Source organism: Antarcticirhabdus aurantiaca (assembly GCF_009765365.1).
In the GTDB taxonomy this organism is placed as follows: Bacteria; Pseudomonadota; Alphaproteobacteria; order Rhizobiales; family Rhizobiaceae; genus Antarcticirhabdus; species Antarcticirhabdus aurantiaca.
The window spans coordinates 17177-38250 of the sequence record NZ_VTOM01000010.1 but is presented as its reverse complement, the minus strand read 5'-3'; the positions used below and the strand labels follow the sequence as shown (position 1 = coordinate 38250).

Annotated in this window: 24 protein-coding genes; 3 read left to right on the top strand and 21 right to left on the bottom strand. The window is 67.9% G+C overall.

Translation table 11 applies throughout. The features are described from left to right. Positions 1-2: 2 nt before the first annotated feature. The 14 genes from FZN60_RS13410 to FZN60_RS13345 all read right to left on the bottom strand — a co-directional run bounded on the left by FZN60_RS13410 (position 3) and on the right by FZN60_RS13345 (position 11048). Positions 3-167, bottom strand: coding sequence for a hypothetical protein (locus FZN60_RS13410; protein ID WP_158873998.1), 165 nt, complete (start codon positions 165-167; stop codon positions 3-5). Positions 168-188: 21 nt separating this feature from the next. Then, positions 189-452, bottom strand: coding sequence for a PAAR domain-containing protein (locus tag FZN60_RS13405; protein WP_158873997.1), 264 nt, complete (start codon positions 450-452; stop codon positions 189-191). Next, on the bottom strand, positions 452-937 hold the full coding sequence (locus FZN60_RS13400; RefSeq protein WP_158873996.1) for a phage baseplate assembly protein V: 486 nt from the start codon (positions 935-937) through the stop codon (positions 452-454). The genes FZN60_RS13405 and FZN60_RS13400 overlap by 1 nt, the downstream gene beginning before the upstream one ends. Beyond that, the gene (locus tag FZN60_RS13395; RefSeq protein ID WP_158873995.1) at positions 927-1718 is read right to left on the bottom strand and encodes a hypothetical protein; all 792 of its coding nucleotides are present in this window, start codon (positions 1716-1718) and stop codon (positions 927-929) included. Before FZN60_RS13395 ends, FZN60_RS13400 begins: the two co-directional genes overlap by 11 nt. Then, positions 1715-2074, bottom strand: coding sequence for a hypothetical protein (locus tag FZN60_RS13390; RefSeq protein ID WP_158873994.1), 360 nt, complete (start codon positions 2072-2074; stop codon positions 1715-1717). The genes FZN60_RS13395 and FZN60_RS13390 overlap by 4 nt, the downstream gene beginning before the upstream one ends. Before the next feature lie 10 nt (positions 2075-2084). Beyond that, entirely contained in the window at positions 2085-2420 is a 336-nt protein-coding gene (locus FZN60_RS13385; RefSeq protein WP_158873993.1) for a DUF2190 family protein, read from the bottom strand. Between the two features lie 101 nt (positions 2421-2521). Next, a complete protein-coding gene (locus tag FZN60_RS13380) occupies positions 2522-4609 on the bottom strand; it encodes a ClpP-like prohead protease/major capsid protein fusion protein (protein ID WP_158873992.1) in 2088 nt (695 codons plus the stop codon). Positions 4610-4642: 33 nt separating this feature from the next. Beyond that, positions 4643-6136, bottom strand: coding sequence for a phage portal protein (locus FZN60_RS13375; RefSeq protein ID WP_158873991.1), 1494 nt, complete (start codon positions 6134-6136; stop codon positions 4643-4645). 2 nt (positions 6137-6138) lie between these two features. Beyond that, a complete protein-coding gene (locus tag FZN60_RS13370) occupies positions 6139-6369 on the bottom strand; it encodes a phage head-tail joining protein (RefSeq protein WP_158873990.1) in 231 nt (76 codons plus the stop codon). 7 nt (positions 6370-6376) lie between these two features. Next, a complete protein-coding gene (locus FZN60_RS13365; protein WP_158873989.1) occupies positions 6377-8230 on the bottom strand; it encodes a phage terminase large subunit family protein in 1854 nt (617 codons plus the stop codon). After that, positions 8217-8834, bottom strand: coding sequence for a terminase small subunit (locus FZN60_RS13360; RefSeq protein ID WP_158873988.1), 618 nt, complete (start codon positions 8832-8834; stop codon positions 8217-8219). Before FZN60_RS13360 ends, FZN60_RS13365 begins: the two co-directional genes overlap by 14 nt. Before the next feature lie 185 nt (positions 8835-9019). Continuing rightward, complete coding sequence (locus FZN60_RS13355; RefSeq protein ID WP_199266558.1) at positions 9020-9619, bottom strand: hypothetical protein; 600 nt, start codon at positions 9617-9619, stop codon at positions 9020-9022. 357 nt (positions 9620-9976) lie between these two features. Next, positions 9977-10162 carry a hypothetical protein gene (locus FZN60_RS13350; RefSeq protein WP_158873987.1) on the bottom strand — a complete coding sequence of 62 codons (186 nt, stop codon included), beginning with the start codon at positions 10160-10162 and terminating at the stop codon, positions 9977-9979. Next, positions 10143-11048 carry a DUF6456 domain-containing protein gene (locus FZN60_RS13345; RefSeq protein ID WP_158873986.1) on the bottom strand — a complete coding sequence of 302 codons (906 nt, stop codon included), beginning with the start codon at positions 11046-11048 and terminating at the stop codon, positions 10143-10145. Before FZN60_RS13345 ends, FZN60_RS13350 begins: the two co-directional genes overlap by 20 nt. Positions 11049-11195: 147 nt before the next feature. On the opposite strand from FZN60_RS13345, the gene FZN60_RS13340 reads away from it, so the two are divergent. Beyond that, positions 11196-11420 carry a hypothetical protein gene (locus FZN60_RS13340; RefSeq protein WP_158873985.1) on the top strand — a complete coding sequence of 75 codons (225 nt, stop codon included), beginning with the start codon at positions 11196-11198 and terminating at the stop codon, positions 11418-11420. A 46-nt stretch (positions 11421-11466) separates the two neighbouring features. On the opposite strand, the gene FZN60_RS13335 is transcribed toward FZN60_RS13340, so the two are convergent. From FZN60_RS13335 to FZN60_RS13310, 6 genes are all read right to left on the bottom strand, one after another. Continuing rightward, positions 11467-13008, bottom strand: a complete 1542-nt coding sequence (locus FZN60_RS13335; RefSeq protein WP_158873984.1) for a methyltransferase regulatory domain-containing protein — start codon at positions 13006-13008, stop codon at positions 11467-11469. Between the two features lie 122 nt (positions 13009-13130). Then, complete coding sequence (locus tag FZN60_RS13330) at positions 13131-15767, bottom strand: DUF4214 domain-containing protein (RefSeq protein WP_158873983.1); 2637 nt, start codon at positions 15765-15767, stop codon at positions 13131-13133. A 480-nt stretch (positions 15768-16247) separates the two neighbouring features. Next, complete coding sequence (locus FZN60_RS13325) at positions 16248-16556, bottom strand: helix-turn-helix domain-containing protein (RefSeq protein WP_158873982.1); 309 nt, start codon at positions 16554-16556, stop codon at positions 16248-16250. Positions 16557-16963: 407 nt separating this feature from the next. Further along, entirely contained in the window at positions 16964-18028 is a 1065-nt protein-coding gene (locus FZN60_RS13320; protein WP_158873981.1) for a hypothetical protein, read from the bottom strand. A 30-nt stretch (positions 18029-18058) separates the two neighbouring features. Continuing rightward, positions 18059-18751 (bottom strand): hypothetical protein, encoded by a 693-nt coding sequence (locus FZN60_RS13315; protein WP_158873980.1) that lies wholly within the window; start codon positions 18749-18751, stop codon positions 18059-18061. Continuing rightward, on the bottom strand, positions 18741-19769 hold the full coding sequence (locus tag FZN60_RS13310) for a helix-turn-helix domain-containing protein (protein WP_158873979.1): 1029 nt from the start codon (positions 19767-19769) through the stop codon (positions 18741-18743). The genes FZN60_RS13315 and FZN60_RS13310 overlap by 11 nt, the downstream gene beginning before the upstream one ends. A gap of 80 nt (positions 19770-19849) precedes the next feature. Between FZN60_RS13310 and FZN60_RS13305 the strand changes: the two genes are divergently transcribed. After that, the gene (locus FZN60_RS13305; RefSeq protein WP_158873978.1) at positions 19850-20044 is read left to right on the top strand and encodes a hypothetical protein; all 195 of its coding nucleotides are present in this window, start codon (positions 19850-19852) and stop codon (positions 20042-20044) included. A 57-nt stretch (positions 20045-20101) separates the two neighbouring features. Then, on the top strand, positions 20102-20524 hold the full coding sequence (locus tag FZN60_RS13300) for a type II toxin-antitoxin system HicB family antitoxin (protein WP_158873977.1): 423 nt from the start codon (positions 20102-20104) through the stop codon (positions 20522-20524). 23 nt (positions 20525-20547) lie between these two features. Here FZN60_RS13300 and FZN60_RS13295 read toward each other — a convergent pair whose 3' ends face one another. After that, on the bottom strand, positions 20548-21054 hold the full coding sequence (locus FZN60_RS13295; RefSeq protein ID WP_158873976.1) for a DUF1643 domain-containing protein: 507 nt from the start codon (positions 21052-21054) through the stop codon (positions 20548-20550). Positions 21055-21074 lie beyond the last annotated feature (20 nt).

The window sequence follows — 21074 nt, the reverse complement described above, 5'->3', positions numbered from 1 at the left end:
GATCAGTCGGCCTTCTTGGCGGACTTGGGCGCGCCCTTCGTCACGCGGCCTTCCTGGCGGAAGGTCACGGCCTGGCGCTCGGTGAGGAGCACGGGCGCGCCCTTCTCGTAGAAGTCGCCGAGGATGAAGCCCTCGATTTCGACGGTGTAGGTCTCGGGATCGCTCACGGGCGGGTCCTTTCGGGTGTGTCAGGCTTCGGGGCTGGACGCGCCGGCGCGGATCACGGCGCCGCAGGCGGCGACCGAGCCGTCGAGCGCGGCCATGGCGCCCTCGACCATCAGCTTCGCCGAGACGGCGGAGCGGATCGGCTGAGGGCCGTGGATGAGGCAGGCGAAGGTGTCGCCCTCGCGGGCGATCAGCTGGCCGTTGTCCGCGCGGTGGCGCGCGCAGGCGGTGACGATCCGGCCGGGATGCGAGCCGGGATCGCCGAGGGTCGCGACGGGCTTGGCCATTACTCGAAACGGACGATGCCGCCCGAGCGGAAGATGACGTCGCCGGCCGTTTCGTGGACGCGGGCCTTGGCCTTCGTCGCCTCCGAGCCGTCGGCGGAAACGAGGCTGGCGAACCCCTCGCCCACCGTGATCTTCAGCTCGCCGTTCTTGTCGTGCGGGCGCCGGTTGGCGTCCGAGAAGGAGGACAGCACGATGACGCCGTCGGTGAGGTCGCCGCTCTCGGAGCGCACCGTCACCGACTGGCCGATCACCGGTTCGCCCTGGATCTTCACCGTTCCGCTCGAGAGCGCCTCGACGCGCATCCAGGGGCCGTCGAAGGCCGGCGCGTCGCCCTCCGGGTCGCGGAAACGGACGCGGTAGAGGCCGTCGGCCGGCCGGGCGTCGACGATCGTGCCCTCGCGCGAGCGGTTGCGCTCGCGCCGGCGCATCTCGGCGAGCTGACGCACGAGCCAGGCGACTTGGCCCGGCAGGTCCTCAGGGAGCACGAAGGTGCGGGCCCCCGGCGAGAAGGCCGGCCTTGATGGTGGCGCCAGGGTTCGCCGGATCGTGCGGCGCGAAGCCGAGCGCCCTCGCCTCCCCGGCGTTGGCGCCGCGCATGCGCTGGAAGTCGAAGGGGGCGAGGTCCGCGCCGACCGTGCCGAACAGCGCCTCGACCTCGGCGGCGAGCTCCGGCCGGTCGCTCGCGAGCTTGGCGCGGAACTTCGACCAGACCGAGCCCTCGGCCTGGGTCGCGTTGAACAAGGGGTCGGCCTTGACCTTCACGGTCAGGCGGATCTCGCGGGCGGCGAGACGGTCGGCGTCGCCGGCGCTGGCGTCGCGCCGGCGCACGACGCGCACGACCTCGTCGACCAGCTTGCGCCAGATCTCCGACCACTCGTTCGCCGGATCGGTGAGCACGGCCGTGATCTGGCGGTCGACGAGGTCGAGCAGGAACTCGAAGGCGGCATCCGTTCCCGGAAGCCCGAGACCGATCAGCCGGGCGGCGCCGGTTTCCGGGTCGATCTCGGTGAGCGCCGTCATCACCCCGACGACGAAGACGAGGTCGATCTCGCCATTCTCGCGCAGGTTCCGCGCCTCGGCGCCCTCGGACTTGCCGGCATCGGTGTAGACGGCGAGGAACGGCCGATCCTCGTCGGTCCGCAAGCCGCCGTCGCCGGCGACGTCGAGGATGCCGATCTGGCTGTCGAGGACGTTGGCGCCGATGCGAGTGCGGCCCCGAAGGGCCTCGACGGCGGCGATGCGCAGGGCGACGCGGGCGAGGCTCACTTCTCTCCGAGCTCCAGAACGAGGTGGGTGTCGCCGCGATCGTCGACGCGCAGCACGGAATACCAGGGTCGGCCGCGGCGGCCGGTGGCGCAGACCGCGTCCCCTTCCTTCACGACGAGGTCGGGATAGCTGTTGCGGTCGATCATGAGCTGCGCCTGCCCGCCGCCCATCTGGGGGCCGCCGCGCGAACCGCCGCTCTCGCTGCCGCCGCCGTCGGACAGGATCGCGCGGAGATCGAGGATACCGCGCGAGGGATCGGGTTTCTCGCTCTTCAGGGGCGAGAGGCGGACGGGTTCCGACCATCTGCGGTCCATCTGTCGATCGACCATGGCGGCCAGTCGGAACCAGTCGGTCATGCGATCGGCCTCAGACGGCGACGCCGTTGAGGCGGACCTCGCCCGTCGCCGACGGGTTGGCGGCCACGGCGGTCGCGGCGCCGATCAGCGTATTGCCGGTCGCCGTCGAGGTCACGACCTTGTTCGTCGCGTCCCAGTACACCTTCTGCCCGGGCGTCCAGGCCTGGGCCGAGGTCTTCGGCAGGCTCACGACGCCGACCGTGCGCCACTGCGCCTTCGGATCGCCGTTCGCGTACTTGGCGAGCGCGACGCCGAAGAGCGAGCCGATGAGGGCGCCCTCGCCCGAGTTCACGGCGTAGGGCGCGGGCAGGCCCACGGTGTCGCCGTTCTGAACATAGTTCTTCATGGAGGAAGTCCTTCCGGAGAAACAAGGAAGGCGGCGCCCGGCGCCGCCTTTGTGAGTACCGGCCGGCTATGCGCCGGCGCAGCCGTCGATCAGGCGGGCGGTCAGGCCGGCGCGGCTCCGGCGTTCTTGTAGAGGCCGTGGTAGCCGATCGCCTTCACGCCGGCGTCGATGCGGACCTTGAACTCGGCGCCGTCGACGTACCAGCCGGGGCGCTGCTCGAGCGTCGGCTGCGAGTTGCCGTTCAGGTACGCCACTTCGATCGTGTCGTAGGTGTTCGGATCGGCCGCGAGGTGCCAGGCGGTGCCGGACAGGCGGGCATCCGACACGACCTGGGCCATGTCGCGGACGCTGTTGGGCACGCGCTGCGTCTTCGAAGGATCGAACTCGGCGGCCATCAGCGTCTTCGCCACGCCCTCGAGCTCGACGGGCACGAGCATGTACTTCGCCCGGATGTTGAGGGACGTCGCCTGACCGTCGACGTCCTTCTGCTTCGCCATGGCGGCGCGGGCGGCGTCCAGAGAGACAACGGTCGGCGCGGCGTTGGTGGCCGCGAGGTTGCCGTGGTCGGTGTGGAACAGCGCCTTGCCGTCCGCCATCGGCGGGTTGTCGACGAGGATCGCGTAGACGAGATCGCCGATCGTGCGCCGCGCCGCCCGGCCCATACGCTGGGGAATGCGCGTGAACACGTTCATGTCGTCGTTGATGATCGCCTGACGCGAGATCGCGAACATGCGGCCATAGGTAGCGAGCTGGATCTTCTCGCCGCGGTCGCCGACGGTACCGAACTTGTACTCGCCGCCTTCCGGCACCTCCTTCAGCGAGGGGAAGAGGCCGATGTCGACGCGGGAGACTTCCTTGAAGTCGTTGAGAACGCCGCGCGCGGTCCAGATCTCGAAGGTCTCCTCCGCCTCCTCGTAGCCGCGCAGCATCGACTTGTTGGCGACGTTGCCGAGCACGGTCACGAAGTCCGACGTCGTGTGGGTGCCGCCCAGCATGGTCACCATGCCGAGCGCGGCGCCGGCCATCTCGAGCGGGTCGGCATAGTCGAACTTCATGCCGGCGTGCTGGAGCGACAGGCGAGCCAGCTCCTTCAGGGTATAGCCGGTGAACTCGTTCACCTGGCCGCCCTGCATGCCGGCCTTGTGCATCAGCGAGAGCGTCACGCCCTCGCGGAAGCGGTCGCGGCCGTCGGCGGTGACGCGGTTCGCGGAGGTGATGTTCGGCTGCGGGTCGCGGTCGGCCATCATCGTGATGATGAGGTCTTTCGCGGCCTCGACGTTGCCGGCCGCCTTCTCGACGACCTCGAAGGTCTGGTCGGAGGAGAGCTTCGCCGAGCGGCAGCGGGACATGATGTCCATGGTGGCATCGCGCACCGACATCGTCGGCTGCGTTGTAGCCGCGGGCGCCGCCGGCGCCGGCTGCGCGGCGGGAGCGGGCGCGGCCGCGGGCGCGGCGGCTGCCGCCATCGCGGGCGGGGTGAGGGTCGTGGTGGCGGCCAGCTGCGCGGCCGTGGCGCTATGTGCGGTCACGTCGTGATCCTTGGGTTTCGCGGCCGGGGCCGAGGGGTTGGCGGAAAGGTCGGGCCGCTGGCGGTAGGCCGCCTGCGGGATCGTGGACGGCGCGTGCTGGTACGCGTCGTAGGCGAAGGCCGACATCTCCTCGGCGGCCTCCTCGTCGACGGCGGTCGCGAAACCGCCTTCGAGCGCCTGCTCGGCGCTCATCCAGGTCTCGACCCGCATCATGTCGCGGACGTCGTCGAGGCCTTTGCCGGAGATCCTCGCGTAGATGCCGGCAACGTTCGTCGCGAGGGCGTCGAGGCGGTCGGCCGAGTTGCGATGATCTCGAGCGTCGCCCCACGTCACCGAGGACGGGTCGTGGATCATCAGCATGGAGCCGAGGCGCATGATGCGGCTGTCGCCGGCCATCGCGATCACCGACGCCGCCGAGGCGGCGATGCCGTCGATGATCATGGTGATCCTGCCGTCGTGCGAGCGCAGCAGGTTGAAGATCGTGATGCCTTCGAAGGCGAGGCCGCCGCCGGAGTTCAGGCGGACGGTGAGATCGCCCGAGCCGAACTCGGCGAGCGCTTCCATGACGTCGGTCGCGGTGAAGCCGTCGTCGTCGTACCACATGCGGCCGACGTCGCCGTAAAGGACGAGCTCGCCGCCGACGAGAAGCCGGTGCGCCATGATGTTCTCCTGTGTCGTGGCGCGCGCTGGCGCTCAGTCCCGCTCGGGCGGGATGGTGACGGCCTGGGTCTGCCCGGCCTGGCTGAGGATCCGCGGATCGCTGTCGAGCGCGAGGCCGAGCTTGTCGGCCCGCGCGTTGTCGGCGGCCATCTCGGCGTCGAGGTCCTCGGGATCGAAGCCGAGCTTCCTCTGCTCGTTCGAGCGCGAGGCGAGGCCGCCGCGGATCGCCATGATGGAGGCCGGCACCTCGCGGGTCGGGTCGATCATCTCGCGGCGCGGCGGCGTCCAGCCGATGGTCGCGCCGCGATCGCGGCCGGACAGGATCACGGAGGCCGCGTTCAGCGTCCAGGCGCTCACCCGGTGGCAGAGCTGCGGGATCATGATGTGGTTCTGCGACGTGCCGACGGAGCGCTGCATCTCCAGCCATCCCATGCGGCCCGACGAGAAGTTGACGCCCTTGAGGTCGCCGGTCAGCGCCTCGTAGGAGATGCCCACGCCCGCCGCGATCTCGTGGAGGTTCACCGACATGTAGTCGCCGAAGCCGTCCACCTGCGGCGGCTCGCCGAAGGTGATCTTCTCGCCGATGCCCATGCGCCGGATCATGCCCGGCGCCATCTTCTCGACCGGGTGCGGCTGCCCGTCCTGCTTCTCGCCGTAGGGTGCGCCGACCTGCGGGTCCGCCATCTCGATGAAGCCGGCGAAGCACGCGGCGATCTTCTGGCGCATGAGCTGCGCGTCCGCGAAGTCGGCGAGATCGCGCAGGCGCATGATCACCGGCGCGAACCAGCTGACGCCCCTCGCCTGCCCCGGCCGGTCGACGCGGAAGATGTGCGCGACGAACTCGGCCGGCACGCGCACCGAGCGGCCGATGCCCATCGCCGTCATGGCGCCCGGGTGATCCTGGAAGAGCCAGTAGGCCACCCGCTTGCCGCGCAGGTCGAACTCGATGCCCTGGCTCGCCCAGTTGCCATTCGAGAGCGGCCCGTCGATGGCGTTGTCGAGATGGTCGGCTTCGATCACCTGCAGCTGGAACGGCAGCGGCAGCCCGTCCTCGGGACGCCGCGGCCGGTACCGCACCAGGACCTCGCCGTCCTGTGCCACAGTGCCCATGGCGAGGTGCTGCAGGCCGTAGAGGTCATGAAGGCCGTTGGCGTCGCACGCCGTCGTGTCGAAGTGCGCCTTCATCAGGCGATCGAGCTCGGCGCGGACCTTCGGGTTCGCGGCCTGGATGCTTGGGATGATGCCGGCGCCCACGACGTTGTTGGCGATGACAGCCTTCGCCCGGGCGGCGTGCGGGTTGTTGCGGACCATGTCGCGCGCGACGTTGCGCAGCCGGTCGCCCTGCCCGCGGATCTCGGCGTTGGCGTCGGTCGCAACCGCGCGCCAGCCCTCGGTGCGCCGGCCGGCCTGCGCCGCGTCGAAGAGCATGCGCGCCGCGCCAAGGCCCTCGCTTGCCGCGCGGGCGCGGGCGCGCTCCAGCCCCCTCGCCGGCGAGACCCAGTTTATGACCCGGTCGAGCGCGTTCACGGTCAGAACGACGAGAAGCTCGCCAGCGTCGTCAGCGACGGCCGCTCGTAGCTCGGCCGCTTGGCCTTCCAGTAGTCGATGGCGCGCAGGAGATCGTTGAGCGAGTTGTATTCGACCTCGCGGCGGGTGCCGGCGGACATGAAGGTGACGCGGCGCGCACCGGAGGCGATCGCCTCCTCGAGGCAGGCGATGAACGCCTCGATGTCATCCGGCGTGTAGTCGGTCGCGGCCATCGTGCCCTCAGAGGAAGTTGCTGGTGTCGCCGAGGTAGTCCCTCGGCGCCGTCGACCTCGCGGCCGGCTGGGTGGCGGGCTCGCCGCGAAGGCGCGCCCGGATCTTGTCGAAGTCGGCGAGCGGGATCGCCGCCCGCGCTGCCAGCGCGTAGACCGAACAGTCGAGCGCCTCGGCGGCCTTGGCGCCGATGCGCTCGTACTTTCGGACCGGCCGGCCGCCGATGCGCCGCACCACGCGTCGCTCGGAGGCGAACTGCTCGAACCAGACGCGCGGCAGGCTCGCGGAAAACCGCATGCTCTCCGGCGCTCGGGTGATGCGGTTCATGATCTGCGTCTTTACCGCGTCGGAGCCGACGATCCAGAGCGTGCCGCGCCCGATCTCGGTGCCGCCGCGGATCTTGCCCTTGGAGGGCTCGATCACCGGCCGGGAGAAGCCGGCCATGCCCTTGATCGCCATCACGCCGCGCCGCATGCGCGGGACGCAGAAGGCGTAGACCTCGTCCGTCCAGCCGCCGTCGCCCGAGTCGACGCAGGCCGCGCTGATGCCGATCATCCCGCCGAGAGGATGCTTCCAGCGCGAAAGCAGCATCTCGTCGAGCTCGCGCCAGGTGCCCTCGTCCTCGGGCGAGCCGTAGAAGACGAAGTGGGCGAGCACGAAGGCCGTGCCGTCCTCGGCGTGCCCCATCACGGTCGCCTCGACGCGGTCGTCCTGTACGTCGACGCCGCAGGTGATGATCACCACCGCCTCGGGCATGTCGAGGCGGTGCAGCTCGCCGTCCTCGTCGGCCCAGTCAACGCCGAGCCCGAACCGCTCGCGGCGCTTGAACAACACCTCGTCGTCGATGGTGTCGGCCGCGTCCTCCCAGGCTTCCGCGAGAAGCGTGTTCTTGAACACCCGCAGGCGCTCGGGATCCTTGTGCGCCCGCAGGAACTCGTCGGCGAGCTTTGCCCATGACGCGTTCGGGAACAGCGAGATCAGGGCGTTCAGATGGAAGCCCGCGTGGCCCTTCACCTCCGGCCGCGTCGCGCGCCAGGCGCCCTTCGAAACCATCTCGGCCTTGAAGCGCTCGGGTATCGCCTCCTCGCAGGTCGGGCAGCGCCAGTGCGCGCTCTCCGGCCCTTCGGGAAACCGGATGTCGGCCCAGACGAGTTGATGCCGTGCGCCGCAGGACGGACACGGCACCTCGTAGATCCGCATGTCGCTCTCGCGATAGGCCTGCAGGATCGTCGACACCGAGGCGTCGGTCGGCGTCGAGCCGCGAATGATCTTGCGGTTTACGAAGCCCAGCGTCCGGCGCTCGGCAAGCGTCACCGGATCGCCTTCCTTCGTCGGCTCCATGCCGTCCTCTTCGTCAATGAGGAGGACGCGCGCGGAGTGTCGCCGGAAGTTGCGAGGCGATTTCGCCGCCAGCACCTTCAGGTATCCGCCGGGAAAGCGGCGCTGCGTGATCGTCGATCGGCCGCTCTCGTCGGCATCCGTCGAGAAAAGGCCCGCAACCGCCGGCGAGGCGTCGAAGATCGGCTCCATGTCGGAGACGACGTAGTCGCGGCAGTCGTCGTCGGTCGGCATGTAGAGCAGCATCGGCGACGGCTCGTTGAGGCCGTAGGACGCGATCGCCGCGGTCAGGAGCGTCGTGTAGCCGACGCGGACGCACTTCAGGACCGTCACGCGCTCGAGGAACGGGTCGGTGATCGCGTCCCCGATGCCCCGCTGCGGCGGCCAGAGCTCCATCCAGCCGGGATCGTTGTTGACGCCCTGCGGGAACTTGATGTTGCGCGGCGCCCACTCGGAGAGCGGCAGGCGCTGCGGCGGTCGCAGCGAGGCGAGCGCCTTGACCCGGATCTGATCAAGCAGCTCCACCGCTCGCCTCCTCCAGGATGCGCCGCACGACGCGATCAATCTCATCAATGTCGTGCGCGGTGAGGTGCGGCAGCTTCTGCTGAACCTTGGACGACAGGCTGAGCATCAGCGCCTGTACCATGCGCAGGATGTCGGCCCAGGCGCGCTGGACGTCGGCCGCTTTCAGAAGCTCGCCGCGCCCGACGGCGTTCTTCATCTCCTGCGCGTCAGCCTGTTCTTTGGCGAGGCGCGCGCGCTCGGCCGTCAGGTCAAGGTCACCGGCCTCGGCGCGTCCAGCCGCGGACTTGCGGAGCCGCTCGCAATAAGCGGCGGTCGCCTCAGCCAGCGGGATCTTGCCGGACGCCGTCCGCTCGATCGTCCCCTCGGCGATGAGGTTCTGCACGGTGCGGGCCGAGATGCCGACGAGGTCGCCGAAATCCTTGGTCGACACCTCGGTCGGCAGCGATGCCGCTGGCTTCTTCGCCCGACCGCGCAGGGCTGAACCCCGTGCCGCGTCCGGAAGCGCGTCGCCGATCTGCTCGAAGGAGCCGGCCTCGTCGCGATTGGCCAGCTTCGTCCGCGACTTAGCCGGCGATGAGGTCGCCGGCGTCTGCCGCGATTTCACCCCTGAACCCCCCTATAGAGATTTTGCGCAGCGTGAGGGATCGGGCTGATCCCCACCGCAGTACCTGGGAGGTCGGGGAGGACCCGACCCGGGGGCCTGCTTGGTGCAAAAATGCAACACTGTCACACAAAAAGACACACCGCAGGTTGACTGATGGTGCGCCGCAACAACCCTGAGGTGGGCAGCTACGAGACGACGCCCTTGGTCACCCGCTTGATCTCGTGCTCGACGCGACGCGGCAGCACCGTGGCCGCGGTCGACGTGAACGCCTCGGCGCTCGCGTCCTTCACCATCTCGGCCGGGATGATCACGCCCGAACGCGCCCGCTCGATCGGCAGGCGCTTCGTGCCAGCGCGGAAGAAGGCATGGCCACCGGCGAGCAGCGCCCCGCGGCCGCCCGGCCACTCGCCGCCCCGCAGGAAGGTCGCGGGGAAGACGGTCGAGCGGTTGAAGGGCTTGGCCCTCACGCCTTGGTCTGTCTCCTTCGGCTCGAAGAACTTCAGGCTGACGTCGCCGCCGCTGGAATACAGCGAGAACGTCAGGTCCTCCCAGTCCGACCGGTTCGTCTTGACCGCCGCGACGATGACCTTGCGCTTGAGCCCGGTCTGTTTCGTCAGCGCGCTGCGCACCTTCGTGCGCGCCATCTCGCCGGTGCGGTTGACGGCGCGGGCAAGCACCTTGCGCGACGTGTCGTTGCCCAGCGCGCGGATCGCGTCCTCGAAGCGCCGGAGCCCACCGACATCCGACCAGTGCAGCATGACCCGCACGCTGCCCGCCAATGCCATGGTGACCTCCGAGACAGGCTTCCGGTTTGGCCGCCTCCTGGCGCAGGGTTGCGCGACCTGGCGGAACTATCCACAGATGGAGTGGGTTATGGCGCCTAGCGCCGTCACGGGCTGCAGCTGTGCAGAGCCGCAGCCCGGGCTGGACGACAATGACGTAGGACCGCCATGCCTCGCGCCCGGCCCATCCGGAGCGCAAGAAAAGAGCGCGGAACGGGCTTGTTCGAACCCCGTTCCGCGCTTCTGTCTGGTGAGTTGCCGCACCGCGCGAACGCGGTCAAGCGCGTTAAAAACGCACCGTTTTCGGCCTACTCGCAATTCTGTGGAATACGCATTTACTGCCACTCGTGGCGCCCGGGGTCAAGCCCCTCCCCGAGCCGCCCTTGCTGCCTCGCGGCGCAGCGCGTGCGCGATCTCGGAGCGCTCCTCGAAGAACGCCTCCGGATCGCGATGCGAGAGGCTGAGCCGCTCGACCCGGCTGGCGAGCACCTCGATGCGGTCGCAGAGGCCGGGCGTGCCGGCCGGATCAGTGCTTCGCTCGCCCATCATCCTCGTCCAGGTCACGCGCCGGCCCATTCGACAGGCCCCAGTGCTGGACGAGCGCGTCGAGCGCGGCCCGCAGCACCTTGCGAGCCGTGCGCCGGCTGCTTTTGATCTTCTTCGACAGCTCCCGAAGAGAATGCCCCTCCCCAGCCACGAAGCGCACAATGCCGTAGTTCCGCTCGCCAACGGCGAGGTACGCGCTGCGCAGCTCGAAGCCGGCGGCCATGCGCCCGTCGTTGAAGGCGTCCGGCGCGCTGCCGCCGTCGACGCGCTCCTTCACGTCGCCGGGTGACGGCGAGCGCTTGCCGGCGCGCTCGTAGAGATCACGGAAGCGCAGGCCGGCCTGGGCCTCGGCCGCCTGCAGCACGCCGCTCTCGCTGAGACGCACGAGCGGGCTCTCGCCGAAGTTCACGGCGACGATGATCGTCTCCGGATTGCCGGCCGCGCCCTGGTGCTCCTTCTGGAAGAACGGGTTCTCGACGTCGCGATAATGAAGCTCGCGCCGCGGCTCCGTTTCCTCTGTCCGCGCGACGGCGGCGCGCCGCTTCTTCGGTGCCGTGCTGCGCGCCGCCAGTGCCCTTGCCATCCGCTCCGACCGGGCAGTGAGGCGCGTCTTGCGGGCCGTTCGGGCTTGCTCGGCAGCACGGTTGGCGGCGCGGCGCTGCGCCTTCGCCATCCAGGCGTCGAGCGCGTCATCCTCGCTCACATCCTCGGCCCGCGCCTTCCGGCGGATCGCGGCGAGCTGCTGCGGCGTCGGCGCGGCGATGCCGAGCTCGGCGCAGCGCGCAGCGAGGCCGGAGAGCGCTTCGAAGCGGGGACGATTCGATGATGCGGCGGCGGCCGCGACGACGATGTCGGAAGATCGGGTGTCAGTCAGTCGGTCCAGCACTACGCCTGCATCCCTCTGCACGGGAGGCAGTCCTAAATCCTATGGTCCAGCCAATGAGATATGCCAGATTGCACCCGCGCTAGGAAGATCGTCCCAGTCGCTGTCGTTCTCGCTCCGTTCCGGCATTATGGCGCGATGGGCTACCGGGTGATTCGAGATCTGACGGACGGCATCCGCTACGGCGCGTGGGTGCGGATCATCTGCGGCGGATGCGGCAAGCACACCTACGCCTCGTGCCAGGCGCTCCGCCGCGTGCTCGATCCCGGCCTCCACCCGGCCGGCTATCAGAGCCGTTTCTGTTGCACCCTGTGCGGAACGGCCCCGAGTAGCATCGACATCTGCGACGGGCCGCCGCGTCCGTCGGCCGACTAGCCGTTATGATGGTGCGGAGCGGTTATCCGTTCCGCCCGCCCCTCCCTCACGCCACCTGGAGGCTCTTGAGCACCGGCAGGGTCTTCTCGGCGAAGGTGGCGGCGCGGGCGGCCAGCTCGGCGACGTTTTCCTCCGGCGTGTCCAGCGGCTTGCCGTCCTTGACGATGCGCTGGTTCTGGGCGGCGAGGACGCTCCAAGCGAAGTCCGCCCAGTCCCTCGGCTGCTTGGCACCGGCGCCGATCGACAGGAGGAAGAGCTGGGCGAAGCGGTCGACGGCGATGCCGCCCCCGGTGACCGGCGAGGCGAGGAAGCCGAGATCGGCATTGTCGCGCGCCCGCTCGCAGACCGCCGCGTTGAAGGCGCGGGTGGACTTGGCGCGCTTGTTCTCGTCCTTGGCCGGCAGGCAGGGCTGGACGTGCCCGGCGCCGACGAGGATGGTCAGCGCCTGGGTCAGCTTCGCCCAGCCGAGCGCCTCGACCGCCTTGTCGGCGCAGAGCGCCCGCAGCGTCTTCGCCCCCTCGGCGAGGCCGTCGAGAATGGGCGTGTAGACCTCGGCCTGGAGGGTCGCCTCGCCGAGCACGCCCTTGACCGTCAGCGGCACGTCGGCGCGCGGCGTCGAGAGCGCGAAGCGCTGCTCGGCCCAGACCTCCTGGAGGCGGCGGGGCGGGAGCGGCAGCGGTCCCTTGACGAAGACGTCGCGGCGGAACTGCTGGTTGAACATGTAGTCCTTCATCACCTCGCGCTGCGTGCGATCGGCGATGCCGGCGAGAAGCTGCTGCTGCTCGGCGGTGAGATTGATCGCGTCGACGCCTTCCAGAAGCGCGGCGGAGCCGAGGAAGGTGAGCTTGGCGGCGCTGAGATCCTGCGCCACCTCGGAATGGTAGAACAGCGCCCAGGCGTCGTTGAAGTATTCGTGGGCGAGATAGTTGCGGCTCATGCCCTTGAGCTTGTCGAAACGCTCCTTCAGCGCCGGATTGGCGCGGAAGAAGCCGGCGCCGGCCGCGAGCATCGCGTCGGTGAACTGCAGCGCCGGCTCCAGCCGCCCGGCGGTCGGCCCGCCCGTCGCCTTGCCGTGCAGGTACATGAGGTGGCGCAGCGGCGCGGCGGCCGACCAGCCGGGAAGGGCGTTGTAGGAGATGTAGACGAGCCCGCCGACCTTCAGCTTGCGGGCAATGAAGTCGACGATGGCCTGCCGGTTCTCGAGGCCGATCCAGGAATAGATCCCGTGCAGCGCGATGACGTCGAACTCCTCCGGCAGGTCCGGCTCGTCCGCGAAAGCGGCGAAGGGCGTGTCGAAGAAGGTGACGTTGGACAGCCCCGCTTCGGCGGCGAGGGCGCGAGCGTTGGCAACCTGCGAGGGGTTGAAGTCGGTAGCGTAGAACTGGGCGTGCGGATTGGCGGCCGCGAGGAGGTTGGCCGAGAAGCCCTGGCCGCAGCCAAGCTCGCAGAAGCGAAACGGTGAGGCTGTATCGAGCGGCGTCTCTCCAGCGGCTAGCGCGCCGAAGCTCAGCATCTGCGGCGTCAGTTCGCGGTAGAAGCCATAGGTGTAGCCGAGATCGGCCACGTAGCCGTCAGTCCAAGCAGTCATAACCGCGCCTTCTGAGAGTAAGTGCACCTTCCACAACGAAGCGGCAGGGAGCCTAGTAGACCCCCTGCCGCCCCTTGGTAGATGGTGGAGCTGCCTCGGAAGGCAGCTCCTGACTTGGAGTGTTAGGCGACGATGTCGGTAGCTTCGATGCCGGCGAGCGAGACGCCGGTCAGCTTGACCACCTGCTCCGAGGCATTGCCAGCGGCAGCGGCAGCGAACACGTAGGTGTCGGAGCCAACCTGCTGAGCAACGTACACCGTCGTGGTGTCGGCGGCGAACAGGGCGTCCGCAGCCGTCTTGGCAGCCGTGAAGTCCGCAACAGCGGCCGTGGCTTCCTTGTAGGTCGTCGCGCTGCCTGCAACAGCGTAAGCCTGGAAGTCGATCGTGTCCGCCTTCGTGAGGAAGTCGGTGATGACGTCGGCATCCGTAGCAGTCGCAGCGCTGGCGGTGCCAACGATGAACTTGTCGTTGCCAGCGCCACCGGTAAAGGTGTCCGCCGTGAAGGCGACACCAGCCGAGCCAGCGACACCCTTGGTGGTCTCAGTGACCGTGCCGAAGGTCACACCAGTCGATGCAGCCTTGTCGGTCGCCGTGGTGGTGGCAACATCACCCGCAGTGTTCTTGTAGGTGACGCTAACAGTGTCCGTGACCGCATCGTAGGTGACGGTATCGATGTTGGCGTTAGCAGCCTTAATCGCAGCTTCAGCACCCTGGATGGCCGTGCCAACCTGGTCGATGGACTGCGAGTTGCCGATGACAACGTCAACACCAGCGATCGTGACGGTGCCACCGTCCGCATCCGAACCGTTGGTGACGGTGAACTTCTGCACCTCAGCGACCGCGGCCACTGCAGCGCTGCCGCCACCGTTCAGAACGTCGTTACCGGAGCCGCCCTTCAGCACGTCGATACCGGTCGAGCCAGTGATGGTGAGCACACCAGCGGCAGCCGAGCCGTCGAACGAGACGGGGGCGGTGAACCCGCCGATCGTGAGAGCCTGCGAACCCGTGGCATTCACAACCGTGTTTGCGGCAACAGCGATCGAGCCGATCGTGTTGGCGGCAACGCCAGCAACGCCGCTCGAAGCGATGTTGATGGTCGTCGCACCGCTGGTGGTCAGCGTACCAACTTCAGCGTTCGCACCGTCGGCAGCCGCAGCACCTTCGAGCGCAACGTTCAGCGTGGTCGACCCGACACGCTGAGCGATGCTCGCGTCGCCAGAGTTGTTGGCGCCGAAGGCGTACACACGAGCGCCACCTAGCTCAACCACGTCGTTGCCGGCGCCGTTGAAGATCAGCTTGTTGATGGTGGTGTTGGTGAAGGTGTCGCCATTCACCTGAGCGCCGGTGACGCCAGTGAATTCGAGCTGCTCGATGTTCGTGGCTCCATTGACACCCTTCAGGACGTCGTTGGTGGCGAGACGGAAGTCACCGCCTGCGACCGAGAGCGTGTCGGTGCCAGCACCGCCGTCGAACTTGTCAGCAGCCGTGACGTTGGCGACGATGAACTTGTCGTTGCCGGCGCCGCCGGTGAAGGTCTGGTCCGAAGCACCCTGAGCGGCCGTGTTGATCGTCACGCCGGCCGTGGAGGCCGAAGCATTGATCGTCGTGGCAGTCGTGGTCGCAGCCGTCGTGATCGACGTAGCACCGTTAGCCGCAACGTTCAGGGTCTTGAGCGAGGTGTCGGTCAGACCGACGATCGAACCGGAACCCGCGACGTTGAGCGTCTCGATGCCGTTGATGGTGACGGTGCTAGCACCGGTCACCGAAGCGCCGTCGAGAGCGAGCGTCGCGGCATCGGCCGTGCCACCGACGTTGTTGTAGGCGAACTCGACGTTCTTGCCCGCGGCGATCGTGCCCTTGATGCCGCCCGTCTGAGCGACGGCGAGACCGGTGAACGAGATGTTCTCCGACGAAGACTGAGCCCAGAACTGCTGCGCACCCGTGAAGGTGTTGGCATTGATCGACTGAGCGCCGGTGTTCTGAACGAAGATCTGCTCGACGTTGGAAACCGTCACAGCCGGAATGGCAGTGCCATCGATGAAGAGCGACAGCTTGTCGGTGCCGGCGCCGCCGTTGATGTTATCGCCAGCATTGAGCGTCGTGGAGCTCGCCACAACCGAGTCGTTGCCGGCAGTGCCGACGACGTTGTCGATGTTGTTGGTCAGCGTGAACGTCTGACCCGGGTTGGTCGGAACACCACCAGCACCACCAAGCGGACCGGAGTAGACGGCCGTGCCCTGGCCGGCGGCGTCGAGGAAGTTCGTGACCGCGGTGTTGACCGAGTTACGGAACTCCGGAGCCTCGGAGAAGGCGAGCGCGATGCGGGCGGCCGAGAAGCCGGAGTCGAGGTAGAACTGGACTTCGCCAGCCGACGGAGCGCGGCCGAGGACCTGCTGGTAGACGGCGTTGATGAAGGCCGTGTTGACCGTGTTGCCGCCGAAGCGGGTGGCAAACTCCGGCGAGGCGGCGAAGCCTTCGGCGATGTTCTGCTCGTTGGCCGGACCGCGGAGCGCGTCGACCTGGAAGTTCAGGCCGGCCTGGTCCGGAACGCGACCGAAGACCACCTGGTACAGGCGGACGACGTCCTGGACGTCCTGGCCTTCCGGCGAGTTGATCAGGGCGGCGCGGGCCTGGGCCAGCGTCAGGGCGCCCGAGTCCACGGCCGAGACGTACGAGTTGATCTCGGCGTCGGAGACCTCAGTGCCGGAGCGCTGCAGGATGTTGCTGAAATATTGGCGGATATCGTCGATCGTAGCCACGCTTCTCTCCACGTGAAGTGAGTGCAAAAGCACTCGTAAGGGTCGGGCTGCCCCTACCCAATCTATCTATGCAGGTTCAGTACCTGCGAACTACTAGGAGTGAAGGCACAGAAATCCCGTCGGCCGACTGCAGACTTGCTGCAGCCACCCTACTTCGAACCAGAACTGTGTGACCTTTTCCTCCGGACGCCGGACTTGCTACAGCAGCGACACTACCTTGGCAAGTGCCCTTGTACAGTGGGATGCAAACATTTCCCGAACCTGAACAGACCCTCGAAACCGTGTTGCAATCTGGCACCGCTGGGCGGAACCGGGACGAGAAATGGGCACGGAGAGGGTTTCGGCTAGACCTATGTTAATGATCTTCATCGATGAATGGCTGGGGCGGAGCCAAGAAGATGCGGAGCCGTCCCGCGATAGCCGCGATTGCCGATGTGGCGGAGGGGCCATCATCCCGTCAGAGCAGTTCCAACGACGCGACTACGAATTTTCGCTATCGCCAAATAAGATCGCGTGGGTGCCCGGCTCATAGAAGGCGAGCAGCTCGCGCACGAACTCGCGTGGCTCCATTTTGAGAGCCACGGCCCAGTCGTGGTAGCGCTCCGGCGGGATACGACCTCGCCCGAGCTCGATCTGCGAGATAAAGGTGTAGTAGCCGACGTCGACCTTCTCAGCGAACTCGCGCTGCGTCAGACCGGCCGCCTCGCGGCGCTCCTTTAGCCAGACCCCACCCCGCTTGCGTAGAGCGAGGCGTTCCGGATCTTCGACCTTGTTCGGTTGAGCGCCCATGCTGATGCCTTCGTGCCGATGCGTCGCGCCAGAGCCGGCCCGACCATTTCGACGTCAGAGTTGGAGATGCCGGGCCAATGTCGGCATACAGCTACGATATACATCGCATCCGCCACCGTCTAGCGATCGGTGTAGTTCCACCCATGTCGACAAATTGTGCGATTTTGGACGACGCTACAGGAGCCGCCCTTTCGCATAAAAGGCGATGGCCCGGAAGGACATCTATCCCGCCGAGCCATCAGGCATCATCCCGTGGAGACAGAATGTGACGGCTGTACATATACCGTGAGATAGCAGAAGGTTCAACCGGGCGGACCACAATCGGCGCCGAGCCTGATCTCGATCGCAGGATCAGAGGCTCTTTCCAGAGCTTCGCACCGGCTGCTTTCGAGGAGCGGCCTAAGGCACTACGCCTTCGTCATGCGCGTCAGCATCTGGATCTTGCGGTATGTCGATCGCACGTATTCGGCCAGGTTGCGCTCTCGTGAGATCGCGCCCTGGATCCTCGCAAGCCGTTCCTGACGATCGGCGTTCGACGCACGAGGAGCGTGGAGCAGCCGATCGAACTGGCGAGAGAGGCTGTAGCGTCCCACGAAGTCGCTCGGGAGCGATGTCACGAACCGGCGCCCCTCCTCATACCCGGTCATGAGATCCGCGGCGATCGCCTGAGCACTTCGGGTCTGCGATGTGCATCGGCCTGAGAAACTCGCCTTCTCGGCCGCTTCGAAGTTCTCGTCGTTCAGGTACCCTGGACCGCCATACTGATTGTGGACGTAGACCGGGGTGCGGGCGGCAAGGGCATAGTGAACCGTCTGACCAAGGCCGATAACGAGGTCGGCGTTCAGCAGCTGCGCGGCCGCGCCGGCTTTTGCGAGGTCACTCGTCCGCCCGAAGTGCTGCACCTGCACCTGATCGCCGAGCAGCTGAAGCGCCTTGTTCAAGTCGGACTCGGGATGGCAGGCGACGGCGATGATGCGCCGAGGGGAGCTCGGCAGAGCGCGCGGCCGCGGCTCGTCGAAGTCACCTGCGACCGCGTTGTAGAACATGTGTATGGGAAGCGTGCTGCCCTGCGCCGCGGCGACCGCCGCCGTTTCCGGGGATCTGGCGAATATCAGGTCGCCGAGAGCGTTCTCCAATTCCCAGCCGGATGACTCCATGAACCCCTCGGATGCCAGTTTGGCGAAGACGACCAGCGAGCGCTCGGCGTTCTCGGGGTGAGGCGTGTAGTCGAAGAGGCCCGCGACCTGGTGCTGAAAGTAGACGAGGTCGAAATCGAGCGGTCGGATGGCGCCCGGCTCCGTTACGATCGGGATCCGTGCCTTCTGCATCTTCCCCGTCATGGGGAAGCCGTCCCAATTGGCGTATACGACGACGTCCGCGCCCGCCTTCCGGCAATGTAGGGCGAACTCAGCCAGCAGAACCTCGGCGCCGGCATCCTTCTGTAGCTGGTTCGTGCCAAGGAGTATGCGCATGGGTTCTGGTCGCTCCTTCATCTGCGAGCATCAGTCGGTGGGATCGCCGCTCCGGATGCCATCCTTCGCAGCAGCCGGCAAGCGCCCCTCCCCGATCTCAGCCTGAGAGCGCGCCGCCTTCCGTGCTGCGGTCTCGGCAGCGACGCGAGCGGCTGGGGAGGATCCTTCGAGCTTGGCCGGAGCCGGCCGATCAGGCGGCGGCACCTTCTTGCCGAGCGCAGCGATGCGTCGTTCAAGGTCGGCGCGCTGCCCGGGCGTCAGATCGGGCACAGGCGTCGGCGGCTCTTCCTCCTCGGCCTCCAGGATGCGGCGCAGACGCTCGGCCGCGACGCGCCACTCCCCCTCGACCATCTTGGTCAGCCGAATGAGCTGCGGCACGGTGGGCATGTAGACGACCGAGAAGTCCGCCGGAATGTCGTCGTCGAGGACGCGGCGCACCGCCTCGCTGAACGCGGCGCCCGATCGCCCGGGAAGCACTCGGATGAGCGCCGCCACCATGCCCGGCGCGTCGAAGCCGTCGGCAGGCTTCGTCATGGCGGCCTTCAGCTGGCGCACCTCGCTCTTCAGCGCGTCGACGTCGAAGCCTGGCGCCAGATCGCGCTCGAGCCTAATCACGACGGCGAACGCCGCCTCGCACTCCTCGTCGGTCGGCGCGGCGCCGGCCGCGAAGCGCACGAGACCGGGCGCGACCTGGCGCGTCCTCGCATCGAGGCTATCCAGCATCGACAGGGCCGAGGAGAGCGGCGAAGGCGTCGTCGAAAGCGGCGTCGAGCTCGTCGGCATGATTGCGACGCCCCGAGCCGGCGCGATGGCCCGACGGGCCGCGAGATCGTTGGGCATGATAGTCGCCTCCTCTGGCGGTGGATCGGGGATCGGTGGGGCTGCCGGTGCCGGCCGGCTTCGCCATCTCGATGCGCCGGTCCCGCGCCTCGCGGACGGCTCCGGCGAAGTAGGACCAGGATCGGATGGGCGAACCGCGGCTGCGGGCGGCGAGGCCGGCCACGGCCGGCAGGACGTCGAGCTCCAGGTCGCAGCCGGCCGCCAGCCAGCCGATGGGTTCGGCGAGCACGAGGAAGCCGGGCGAAGCCGAGTTGATCGATGCGCCGGCCGCGTCGCGAAGCCGGGCGCCGAGAGCGTCCGTCTGAGCCCGCGTCCAGGACGGCACCTGGCCGGCAGGCTCGGCCGGCTGAGGCGGGCGACGGAGCGGGACGGCACCCGCCTCCTCGATCACCTCGGCCGGACGATCGTCGTTCGCGGGCGCCGCAGGCGCAGCAGCACAGCTTCTGTTAACGGGGGTCTGTTCATTGGATGTGATGTCAGAGGTCACAACAGATGTGACGTCTGGGGTCACATCAGATGTGATCTGCCGATCACGTATTGCGGCCCGCGCGGAGGCCTTCGCCTTGGCCGCGCGAGGCGCTTCGTGAGCGTCGAAGAGGCCGAGCTGGCCTGGCGCGCCCTCGTTGATGAGGACGCGATATTCCAGGCTCCGCTTCATGCCCGCGCGAGCGCGCGCCTGCACGTAGCCGAGGTTGCCGAGCTTCTTCAGCGAGCGGTTCACGCTCTCGCGCTTGGCGTCGACCTCGGCTGCGATCGCCTCCTGCCGGCGCGTGCAGATGCCCGTCCTCCCGTTGGCATGCGCGCAGAGGATCCCGAGCACCTGGATGTCCAGGCGCGTCAGGCGCTTGTCCATGAAGACCTCGCGCGGGACCTTGCCCCAGTCGCTCACGAGCGCACCCATTGTCTCGCACTTTCATGTGCGATTGTTGTTGCGCTTCGCACTTGGATGTGCGAATATCTCTTCATCGAAAGGCGGTCGGAATGAAGCGCGAAGCCCTGATCCGAGAGCTTCGCCAGTTGGCCAGACAAGCCGGTGTGGAGTTCGTCGTCACACCGAACGCGGGCAAGGGGTCCCACTACCTCGTCCGGTTCGGAACCAAGCGAACGATCATCCAGAGCGGCGAGTTGAAGCCCCAACGGGTGAAGGACATCAGGAAGCAGCTGGGGATCGATTGATCCCCGGCCTTCCGGCGTCCCGCTTCCTTCCGACCTCGAAGCCTCAGGAGACCACCCATGCAGTACGCCTACCGCGCCTCCTTCGAGCCCGAGGACGACGACATCCGCGTCGTCTTTCCCGACGTGCCGGAAGTGACCGTCGACGCGCCCGATCGCGCGGCTGCGCTCGCCAGCGCGCGCGAGGCGCTCGGCCTGGCGCTGCGCGGCTATGTCGAGGCCGGCGAGCCCCTGCCCGAGCCGCGTGCGACGGCGGGCGAGGTCATCGCCGTCTCGGTGGCCGACGCGCTGAAGATCGCGGTGATCCTCGCCTTCCGCTCGGCCGGCATCACGAAGACGGAGCTCGCCCGCCGTCTCGGCAAGCGCGAGACCGAGGCGCGCCGCATCCTCGACCCGCATCATCCGACGGGCCTGCCGCTCCTCGAGGCGGCGCTGGCCGTCCTCGGCAAGCAGGCGGTGCTCGACGTTCGCGATGCGGCCTGAACGATCGTGGGAGCTGCCGGCGATCATGTGGGCGGCATCCACGGCACGAGGGGGGTGTCGTAGGCGCGCATGAGCGGATGGAACGGGTGACCGTCTCCGCAGGCTTCGAGGCAGAGCATCGGCTTGCCGGAGGCCTCGACGATGGCGGCAACGGCGCGCCAGCGAGAGCGCAGCGGCTGGGGCAGCTTCACGAGCGCGCCCCAGGCCACGATGACGATGTCGTTCTCGGCGACGGCTCGTCCGATCCACGTGTCGTTGAGTAGGCCGACGGGATCCTTTGCCCGACGCAGCGCGACGACGTCTTTCGAGCGGAAGGCGAACTTGTTGACGACGGTGAAGCGGCCGATCCCGTTGCGGATGGCGAAGCCGTAGAGCTTCCGGATGGTGTGATCGTCCTCCTCGGCATCGGCTGTCGACGGGTTCACCATGACGATCGCCGCCGATCGGCCGGGCATGCCGAGGTCGCGCGTCAGGCAGTAGCGGTAGGCGCCGTCGATCACGGCGTCCCGGGTGATGAGGAGGTCGCTCACGCCGGCACCCTGCAGCTACG

Excerpts from the sequence above, each read along its gene's own strand:
- FZN60_RS13405 (WP_158873997.1), bottom strand. The coding sequence starts at position 452 with ATGGCCAAGCCCGTCGCGACCCTCGGCGATCCCGGCTCGCATCCCGGC.
- FZN60_RS13390 (WP_158873994.1), bottom strand. The coding sequence starts at position 2,074 with ATGACCGACTGGTTCCGACTGGCCGCCATGGTCGATCGACAGATGGAC.
- FZN60_RS13385 (WP_158873993.1), bottom strand. The coding sequence starts at position 2,420 with ATGAAGAACTATGTTCAGAACGGCGACACCGTGGGCCTGCCCGCGCCC.
- FZN60_RS13380 (WP_158873992.1), bottom strand. The coding sequence starts at position 4,609 with ATGGCGCACCGGCTTCTCGTCGGCGGCGAGCTCGTCCTTTACGGCGAC.
- FZN60_RS13370 (WP_158873990.1), bottom strand. The coding sequence starts at position 6,369 with ATGGCCGCGACCGACTACACGCCGGATGACATCGAGGCGTTCATCGCC.
- FZN60_RS13355 (WP_199266558.1), bottom strand. The coding sequence starts at position 9,619 with ATGGCATTGGCGGGCAGCGTGCGGGTCATGCTGCACTGGTCGGATGTC.
- FZN60_RS13350 (WP_158873987.1), bottom strand. The coding sequence starts at position 10,162 with ATGGGCGAGCGAAGCACTGATCCGGCCGGCACGCCCGGCCTCTGCGAC.
- FZN60_RS13335 (WP_158873984.1), bottom strand. The coding sequence starts at position 13,008 with ATGACTGCTTGGACTGACGGCTACGTGGCCGATCTCGGCTACACCTAT.
- FZN60_RS13325 (WP_158873982.1), bottom strand. The coding sequence starts at position 16,556 with ATGGGCGCTCAACCGAACAAGGTCGAAGATCCGGAACGCCTCGCTCTA.
- FZN60_RS13320 (WP_158873981.1), bottom strand. The coding sequence starts at position 18,028 with ATGCGCATACTCCTTGGCACGAACCAGCTACAGAAGGATGCCGGCGCC.
- FZN60_RS13315 (WP_158873980.1), bottom strand. The coding sequence starts at position 18,751 with ATGCTGGATAGCCTCGATGCGAGGACGCGCCAGGTCGCGCCCGGTCTC.
- FZN60_RS13310 (WP_158873979.1), bottom strand. The coding sequence starts at position 19,769 with ATGGGTGCGCTCGTGAGCGACTGGGGCAAGGTCCCGCGCGAGGTCTTC.
- FZN60_RS13305 (WP_158873978.1), top strand. The coding sequence starts at position 19,850 with ATGAAGCGCGAAGCCCTGATCCGAGAGCTTCGCCAGTTGGCCAGACAA.
- FZN60_RS13300 (WP_158873977.1), top strand. The coding sequence starts at position 20,102 with ATGCAGTACGCCTACCGCGCCTCCTTCGAGCCCGAGGACGACGACATC.